The organism is Robinsoniella sp. RHS (genome assembly GCF_001029355.1).
In the GTDB taxonomy this organism is placed as follows: Bacteria; Bacillota; Clostridia; order Lachnospirales; family Lachnospiraceae; genus Robinsoniella; species Robinsoniella peoriensis.
In genome coordinates this window covers 24,169-33,120 of record NZ_JNGB01000063.1, presented here as the reverse complement: position 1 = coordinate 33,120, position 8,952 = coordinate 24,169, and the positions used below count along the sequence as shown (strand labels likewise).

The following is an 8,952-nucleotide window of genomic DNA, read 5'->3' as shown; positions in this document are numbered from 1 at the left end:
ACCTTCCCGGAGCACTTTTTGGCGGCACGCGGGCATTCGCTCCGAAATCCTGATGCATTTCGCAGCTCACTGCCCGCTTAGTATCCGATGGGAGCCAGTCGAATACTATCCGCCAAAAAGCACTTCGGGAAGGTAAGTAAATGCTCAGCTCTGCTATACGCCTTCAAAACCAATGTCCTGGTCCGCCCCCTTCTCTTTCCGGGATGCAGTTTATTGATACAAAGCTGGTTTTCTCAGCAGGGTGGGACCCCGGGCGTGTGGCATGCCGGACGTTATTGGCTTAGATCACATATCACATAAAAACCAATAAACCAGCTGGATGTTATCATTCTGAACTGTCTCTAAATTCTACTGCAGTATATTTGTGATTTTAGTACCTACATCCAGTTAAGTTTGTGATCAGGAAAGCAGGTAAAATTTCGTCTTATCATCCCCCTTTCATACTGAACTGCCGTAACACACTCTGCTGCATCCAAAAACGAATAGACCGTCACAGCCCAGGGGTCTCCACCAGGCTGAGAAAACCAGCTTTGTGGCAGTAAACTGGATCTCGGAAAGATGGGTGTGGGAAACTGGTATGGGCGGAGGAAGCGTAGAGCAGAGCTGAGTATTTACTTACCTTTTCGGAGTGTTTTTTGGCGGATAGTATTCGACTGGCTCCCATCGGATACTAAGCGGGCAGTGAGCTGCGAAATGCATCAGGATTTCGGAGCGAATGCCCGCGTGCCGCCAAAAAGCGCTTCGGAAAGGTTAGAAAATACCAGTTCTGCTGCCAGCTGACGGAGCCCATGCCAGTTTCCCACACCCATCTTTCCGTACATTACCTATATCTACAAAGCGTCCTAATCAGCTAAACCCATATATAATACACAATAGTGTCCCTTCCCCGTACAACCTGTTCAATGTAATACTAGAGCGTGTTCTGATCACGCAAATCTATAATAGTTGTACAAACCCGTTCAGCCAGAGCTTTATTATGGGTTACCATCAGCAGCCCCAGATTCCTGCTTTCCACTTCCCGGAGCATTAATTTCCAGATCTGCGCCTGGGTAATCACATCCAGCATGGTACTCATTTCATCTGCCAGCAAAAAATGTGTTCCATGAAATAAGGATCTTGCCACACAAAAACGCTGCAGCTCTCCCCCGGATAATTCCCTGGGATATCGACCCAGCCACTTGCTTTCTATTCCCAGCGCCTCCATCACCTCATCCCGGAACATGCCGGATTCCTCCAGTACTTTTTTCATCTTCCATCTGGGATTAATTGCCTTTTCAGGATGCTGGTAGATCAGCTGGACCGGGCAGATGCCTTTGGGAGTCATTGGTTTTTCGTCCAGCAGTATCTCTCCCTGATCCGGCTTTAAATATCCGCCCATCAACCGTAACAGTGTACTTTTACCATAGCCGCTGGGACCCACCAGCCCTACCCGCTCTCCTTCTTCCACTTTCAGGTTCACATCCTTTAATATCCAGGGAGCATTTTCATGATATCGAAAACTGACATTTCTAGCCTCAAGTTGCATGAATACACCTCACAGTTCCCCCACGCAATTCCTGCATAGGTATTTTTTCTTCACATTCCTTCGTCCGAAATGGACATCTTGGTGAAAACAGACATCCTTTAGGAAGGGTCTTTGCATATGGCTGAAATCCCGGTATTGGTTCAAATCCGTTTTGGGGCAGCGCGTTCCAGAGCGCTTTGGAGTACGGATGTCGCAGAGCCGATGGTCCTGTGATAAAATCGGAGGATGGTGCCATCTCTACCGTTGTTCCTGCATAAAATACAGCTACCCTGTCTGCCACATGAAATGCCAGGTCAATATCATGGGTAATTAAAATTACGGATTTCCCGCTGTCCGCCATTTCACGGAAGCACTGCAGTGCCTCCAATGCCATTTCCAGATCCAGACCGGGTGTTGGCTCATCTGCGATAATCAGCTGTGCGCCGCTGATGATTGCCGTGGAAACCAGGACTCTTCGTGCCATCCCGCCCGACAGCTGGAACGGATAATACTTTTCTATCTTCTCGTCCAGTTTAAACCGTTCAAATACTTCTTTTTGTGCATTTCTCTTTTCTGCCCCCGGATGCTCTCCCAAAACCTGGGAACCAATCCGCATCGACGGGTCCAGATAAGCTACCGACTGGGGCACCAATGCAATTTCCGTTCCACGCAGTGTTTCTTTCTTTTTTTGTGTTAGGATTTCTCCTTTATATAACATTTCACCGGATATTGCAGCATTTTCCGGGAGAAGCCCCATAACTGCATGGGCAAGCAGGCTTTTTCCCGAACCGCTGGATCCGGCTATTGCTACGATTTCCCCAGGCTTTACATCCAGGCTTAAATTCGAAATAACTTTCAGGTCATACTGTTCCAGACCGGTATCATACATGTGGAAAGAAACTGATAAATCCTTTACCTGAAGAACAGGCTCTCTGAGTGAATCACTTTTTACAGACATTTTAACCTCCTATTCATGTGCACTGTATGGGTCCACGATTTTCTTTAAATTTTCACCAAGCCTGTCGAACAGCAGAACAATGATAACCAGCATCAGTCCCGGGAAAAATGCCAGCCACCACATGCCGGTGGAAATATATTTCATGGATTCTGATAAAATAATTCCAATCGCCGGCTGTTCCGGTGACAACCCAAATCCCAGGAATGTCAGGGAAGATTCATGCATGATAGCATGGGGAAACATCAGGATCAATCCGATGATAAACTGGGGAACCATATGCGGCAGTATGTGGTTAATTGTAATCCATCTGCTGGAATGACCAAGCCTTCTGGATACTTCTATGTATTGCTGGGACCGGATCTGAAGTACTTCACTTCGAATCAGACGCGCCAGTCCGGTCCAGTGGGTTACTGCAACTCCGATCAGAACACCTTTTAATCCTTTTCCGCAGGCAAATGATATTAAAATTAATAATACTGTGTGGGGAATTCCCATGACTAAATCAATTAGCCAGTTAATAAAATGATCCAGCAGGGTGGAACCGGATGCCGCAGCCACCCCTACAAATAATGCAATTACCGCACTGACTGTGGATGCAACTGTCCCAACTACAATGCTGATTGACAAACCTTTTACCGTTCTCACTAACATATCTCTACCCAATAAATCTGTACCAAATGGATGCTTGAAGGATGGTTTCAGTCCTTTTTGGGAAAAATCTGCCTGTATCAGATCATTGCTCATAAAAGTCCCCGCAAGATATACCCCCAGTATAAAAAGAAAGATAACAATGATTGTAATAATCGTGCGTGTTCTGCGGTTTATGCGAATCTTTTTTACTTTAGTTCTCTCAGCTACACTATTGTTCACTCTGATATCCCTCCCTGATCTGCGGATCTACCACTCCGTAAATTATATTTGCAAGCAGATTTCCCGTGAATACAAAAACTGCACTGAATAACGTAATTCCCAGCAACAGCGGCACATCTGATCCCATGCCTGCTGCGGAAGCCGCTGCCCCCAGTCCCGGATAGGAAAATACCGTTTCCGCCAGCACCGACCCGCCAAACAATTCACTAAAGGAGCCAAACTGCATGGTTACTGCCGGAAGCATAATGTTGCGCAGGCCGTGTCTCTTTAGAATGCAGAACCGGGACTCCCCTTTCGCCTTTGCAAAAAGAACGTAATCGCTTTCCAATACATCTGTGAGTTTTTCCCGGGTATGCAGTGCAATATTGGCAAATGACAAAAAACTGAGTGTGAGCGCCGGCAGGATAAGATGGTGCAGGCGCTGCCAGATCGTGACCTGATCCGACGGCACCCCTTTTGGAACACTCATTCCCATAGGTAACCATCCCAGCTTAGCCGAAAAGACCATCAGCAGTACAATTCCAATCCAGAAGGTGGGAATAGCGCACATAGTCAGACAGATCTTTTTTAAGATCCTGTCAGGCCATTTTCCGTTAAACGCACCCATCACGCAGCCGATGGAAAATCCGATAATTCCTGATAGCAGCCATGCAGTAATCATAAGCGCCAGGGATGCCGCAAACTTTTCCCCTATAATATCCAGCACCGGTCTTCTATAGATCAGAGAGGTCCCGAAATCCCCTTGGAGCAGAGATTTCGCCCAGATACCAAACCGTTCTACAGGCGGCTTGTCCAGTCCCCAGTACTGGGCAATCTTCTCTCTCTGTTCCATACTTACATTTGGTACAGCACCCACATACTGCTGTACCGGATCCACCGGCGACATACTTACCAGAATAAAGCTTATGATACTGATTGCAATTAAAAGTGTAATCAGCCTGACCATATAGCGGCAGGTAGTCTTAATAAATCTCTTTTTCCCCACTTTCATTTCTCCTTTTTTCCAAAATTTATATCCATAAATATAATGTATAGCGTCCAGTATGCCACACCCCTGAGGTCCCGCACTAACGCAATTAGGGGACGCGGCTAAATCGCCTGTCCCCGTAAAGTTTCATTATGAATTCCATTTCCATTCTGCCAGATTTGCAATCAATGGCCATGCGGCGCCATGTGCATGGATCCTCTGTTTACCAATATCCAGTCCATCTTTTACATAATACAGATGCGACATATTCACATAGAATGCCCAGGGTGCCTCACCCCGCATGGAGGTACCGGTTGTCCCATCCCATTGTGCTTTCTTCCACCATTCCAGTGATTCTTCAAATGTCTTTGAATTCATAGCTGTATCCAGATATTTATCCACTGTTTCATTTGTAAAAAATTCAGGATTATAGAAATCAGTTTTTCCGGCATTGCTGCTGTGGAATAACATATAGGAAGTCATCGGGCTGTCCGATCCCCAGCCCATGATCATCGGTTCGGAGAACATTCTCTTCACGGTGTCATCTGCGCTTACACCTTCAACATTAATCGCAATTCCAAGGTTATCTTTTGCCTGGTTTGCAACAGACATGGCTACTGCCTGCCTCATGGAATCTCCTGCAAAATACATCAGATTGAATTCAGCCTTTAACCCGTCTTTTTCGCGGATTCCATCATTATCTGTATCAATCCAGCCTGCATCTTCCAAACCTTTTACGGCATAATCAATATCGGTATCGATTTTATCCTCTTCGTTCCACCAGGGAAGTCCGTCACATTCAGAATACGCCGGGTTTGCAAAACCGTTCAATGCCTCACTAATGATTTTTACACGGTCAATTCCATAACTCATAGCTTTTCTGACTGCAAGATCGGAAGTTACGTTATTACCGATTTTGTATCCGTCTTCCGTAACTTTTCCTTCATCGGGTACAGTTGGCATTGTAATTCCGCGGTTATCAACGGAGTCTACCGATTTCACCTGCATACCGTCAATCTGCGTAGTTGCCAGCGTTGCTGATGTAAGTGCAATGTCCACATCACCTGACTGGGCAGCTACAAAGCGGGCATCTTCTTCCTGCACAAGAAACACCGCTTTTTTAATTTCCGGCTGTTCCCCGTAATAGTCTTCATTTACTTCAAAAATGAACTGCTGTCCCTTATCCCACTGGGTTAATTTATAAGGTCCTGATCCAATTGGCTCCATCCCAAAATTATCGGTATAGGAATCTTCCGGTACAATACCCGCTCCTGCCAACGTATAGATAAAAGTCACACATGGTTTATTGAGTTTGAATTCTACCGTATGATCATCAACCGCCGTACAGCTATCCAGCATTGTCAAATCCACATAAGTGGCTTTTTCTTTTGTTGTGTTAAAAGTAAATGCAACATCGGATGCATTCAGTTCTTCTCCGTTTGTAAATTTAACGCCATCCCGGATTTTAAATGTCCAGGTTAATCCGTCTTCGCTCATACTGTAATCGGAAGCCAGATCATTCTCCAGTTTATTATCTCCGTTGATTTTAACAAGTGTACTATAGAGAGGTGAACCAGTGTAACCAAATCCGGTACATGGATCCCAGCTATCCGTATCATTAGAAAAACCAACAGTAATTTCTGATTTTGCAGAAGTGTCTGTGTCATCACCCTTCTTGCTTTCCTTCTCTCCCGCTTCCATATTTTTGTTTTCGGTACCCTGGCTTTCGGAACTCTGAATGCCGCTATCCTGACTGTCTTTTCCCTGGCTCCCGGTATTTTTGTCTCCGGTGCTATGACTTTCAGTACTCTGCCCTTGTGCTGCTTTATCATTCTGCTTAGCGATAGTTGTTCCCGAATCGCCTGAACCACTGCAGCCTGATAAGATTGCTGCCATACAAAATAGCGCAATGACCGTTTTCATTCTCTTTTTCATTTGTATTTCCTCCCATTTCTGTTGTGTTTTTCCATTATATCTATAAACAATATGTCACACAAGCTCCCCCTGGGGTTCTTTTTTTTATTTATAAGTAATATGCCAGAGGGAAATAAAAATAGCAGAAAAACTCGAAAAAAAGGCAATTCTCCGTTCTGATAACTGCCTGTAATCCCTTGTAAGGAATGTGTGCTTACCTATACTTTGCATTTTTCTGTCCAACGGCAACCCGGGGGATAGGATACATCGCTGCAGTAGCCACATTCCCGGATCAGCCCCTCATCTCTTTAGCATTGGTAATTGGACCATTAATTGAATTACCCGTGCTGACAGTTATATCAGCCATTTTAAATAAGTTGCGAAAAAGAAACTATATAACTATTACAATAGTCATTGACTTCAGGTGACTATTGTGATAGTATAACAATATAGTTAACTATTGTAGTAGTCACGTGAGAGGAGTATTTAGATATGGATATGAAACTTTTCGATTCAGAATTAAAAGTAATGGAGATTTTATGGAAGGAAGGTGATCTTTCCGCCGGACAACTAGCAAAAATGTTAAAAGATGAAACCGGCTGGAACAGAAACACAACTTATACCGTGATTAAAAAATGTATTGCAAAGGGAGCCATTGAACGTTATGAACCGAATTTTATGTGCCGCAGCATGATCAGCAGAGAACAGGCGCAGAATTATGAGACAACGGAATTAATTGATAAAATGTTCGACGGATCTAAGGAACAATTTTTTGCCGCATTTTTAAATGGTAAAAACCTCACAGATGATGAGGTTGAACAATTACGGCTTTTAGTCGAAAAGCTGAAATGAGGTGAATAAATATGAATGTTCTTCAGATGAGCATTTCAGGGGGATTATTGATTATCGGAATTATGGTTGTCCGGGCACTTTCCATCAACCGGATTTCAAAAAAGTTTTTTGTCTTACTGTGGGATATTGTTTTATTGCGGCTCCTTTTTCCATTTACTGTCACTTTTCAATTTATCACAACAAATTTATTTACATCAGTACCAAAACAAATAGACCAGGTTATTCAGCAGAGAGTTTCGGATCTTCCACTTATAAAAGGCACCCCCGGTACTTATCTTCCGGCTGGCGTGGGAGTTTCACAACAGGAAAATATTCCTGTTTTTCAAATCATATGGTTATCCGGCTTGATTGCATTATCCCTATTTTTTATGATTGCATACTATAGAGACTATCGGAAGCTGCGGGAAGCACTGCCCATAAAACACAATATATTCTTAAACCACTGGATGAAGGAAAAACAGCTTAAAAGAAAGGTTGTAATCCTGCTTTCAGACCGGGTAAATACACCGGTTACTTATGGTATTTTCTCGCCTAAAATTATACTTCCACGTACAATGGACCTGACTGACCACAAAGCACTTAGGTTTGTATTGGAGCATGAATTTGTCCATATAAAATGCCATGATAATCTCTGGAAGATCGTTGCACTGGCTGCCCTGTGTATCCATTGGTTTAATCCTATTGTCTGGATCATGCAGATTCTGTTTAACCGGGATCTGGAACTGTCCTGTGACGAAAAGGTGATAACGTCGGTGGGCGCAGAACAGCGGCAGGAATATGCCCTTACGCTGATTAATCTTGCCGGGAACAAATCCGGAATCTCCTTTCTGCACAGCAGTTTTGGTAAGAATGTAATCAAAGAAAGGATTGTGTCAATTATGAAATACAAAAAAACTTCTATAATAAGTTTTATATGCGTGATTGTATTAATCACCGCTGTATCCGTATTTTGGTTCATCTCACCGGACAATGATCAGATTCCTGCCTCTGCTTCCGAAAATGATAAACATACCGAAGAAGCCCAGGCAACCTCCGACAGCCAGAAAGAAACCGGAGGCAAAAGTGACCTGTCACAGACAGAAAACCAGAAAAAAATAATAACGCCGGCAGCCGATATGAAATCAAAAAAATCTGACCGGCAGAATCAAAAAATTACAGATTCCGAAAAGAAATCGGGGAATGAAAATAAAACGCCAAAAACACAACCCATGGAAACAGAAGCCATAACGGAAGCAAAAACAGAAACTAATCAGACGGTGCCCCCCGAAACCAGTTCGTATACCTCGTCTGGCTTTGTTACAAGAATTGAAGGCAGTACCATGTACTTACAGGAAGAGGGACATGGAGACAGCAAGGTTGCATATGAATTAATCAATGCCGTGATAAACATACCGGATGGTGTCAGAATGAATCAAACCGTTGAAGTCCATTACTATAAAAAAGACGGAAAAAATGTTGCCACAGAGGTAAACGGAGATGGTACGGGTACAAAACCGATAGATACCGGGGATTATTTTAGCGGCAGCTATGAGCTGGCAAAAGACGGCATGACAATTAAATTAAGCATCAGTTCTTATACGGACTGGTACACCTCAGCGCGGGGAAATGTCATGGGCACCATCATAAACAATGATGGGACGGAATCCGAATTTTATGGTGAGCTTATCATGACAGATACGGTTAACCAATATGACGTCACCACCGACAGTGGTCTGTCCTGCAGTTTCACCTTCTCTGGTGACACTTTAAACATTTCGTCTTCACCTGATACAATTTCGGGAGCCTATACGAAAACCAGTGCATACCGCCCTTCATAGCTTATCTGATATATAGCAAAGAGGATGCCGCAAACTATCAATCAACATGATATTTTGCGCATCCTCCATC

At 44.0% G+C, this 8,952-nt stretch carries 8 protein-coding genes; 2 read left to right on the top strand and 6 right to left on the bottom strand.

Annotated features, from left to right (window positions below; translation table 11 throughout):
- Positions 1 to 698: 698 nt before the first annotated feature.
- The 6 genes from RHS_RS31470 to RHS_RS20220 all read right to left on the bottom strand — a co-directional run bounded on the left by RHS_RS31470 (position 699) and on the right by RHS_RS20220 (position 6,234).
- On the bottom strand, positions 699 to 821 hold the full coding sequence (locus RHS_RS31470) for a hypothetical protein (protein WP_255348096.1): 123 nt from the start codon (positions 819 to 821) through the stop codon (positions 699 to 701).
- 89 nt (positions 822 to 910) lie between these two features.
- A complete protein-coding gene (locus RHS_RS20240) occupies positions 911 to 1,525 on the bottom strand; it encodes an ABC transporter ATP-binding protein (protein WP_047834186.1) in 615 nt (204 codons plus the stop codon).
- Positions 1,515 to 2,462: an ABC transporter ATP-binding protein gene (locus RHS_RS20235; protein WP_027292764.1), complete on the bottom strand. Its 948-nt coding sequence runs from the start codon at positions 2,460 to 2,462 to the stop codon at positions 1,515 to 1,517. The genes RHS_RS20240 and RHS_RS20235 overlap by 11 nt, the downstream gene beginning before the upstream one ends.
- Before the next feature lie 9 nt (positions 2,463 to 2,471).
- Positions 2,472 to 3,332 (bottom strand): ABC transporter permease subunit, encoded by an 861-nt coding sequence (locus tag RHS_RS20230; RefSeq protein ID WP_047834185.1) that lies wholly within the window; start codon positions 3,330 to 3,332, stop codon positions 2,472 to 2,474.
- The gene (locus tag RHS_RS20225) at positions 3,322 to 4,323 is read right to left on the bottom strand and encodes an ABC transporter permease (RefSeq protein ID WP_047834184.1); all 1,002 of its coding nucleotides are present in this window, start codon (positions 4,321 to 4,323) and stop codon (positions 3,322 to 3,324) included. Before RHS_RS20225 ends, RHS_RS20230 begins: the two co-directional genes overlap by 11 nt.
- Positions 4,324 to 4,449: 126 nt before the next feature.
- Positions 4,450 to 6,234 (bottom strand): ABC transporter substrate-binding protein, encoded by a 1,785-nt coding sequence (locus RHS_RS20220; RefSeq protein ID WP_047834183.1) that lies wholly within the window; start codon positions 6,232 to 6,234, stop codon positions 4,450 to 4,452.
- Between the two features lie 471 nt (positions 6,235 to 6,705).
- Between RHS_RS20220 and RHS_RS20215 the strand changes: the two genes are divergently transcribed.
- Together RHS_RS20215 and RHS_RS31465 are read left to right on the top strand one after the other, a co-directional pair.
- Positions 6,706 to 7,065: a BlaI/MecI/CopY family transcriptional regulator gene (locus tag RHS_RS20215; RefSeq protein ID WP_027292759.1), complete on the top strand. Its 360-nt coding sequence runs from the start codon at positions 6,706 to 6,708 to the stop codon at positions 7,063 to 7,065.
- Positions 7,066 to 7,076: 11 nt separating this feature from the next.
- On the top strand, positions 7,077 to 8,882 hold the full coding sequence (locus RHS_RS31465) for a M56 family metallopeptidase (RefSeq protein WP_395023087.1): 1,806 nt from the start codon (positions 7,077 to 7,079) through the stop codon (positions 8,880 to 8,882).
- Positions 8,883 to 8,952 lie beyond the last annotated feature (70 nt).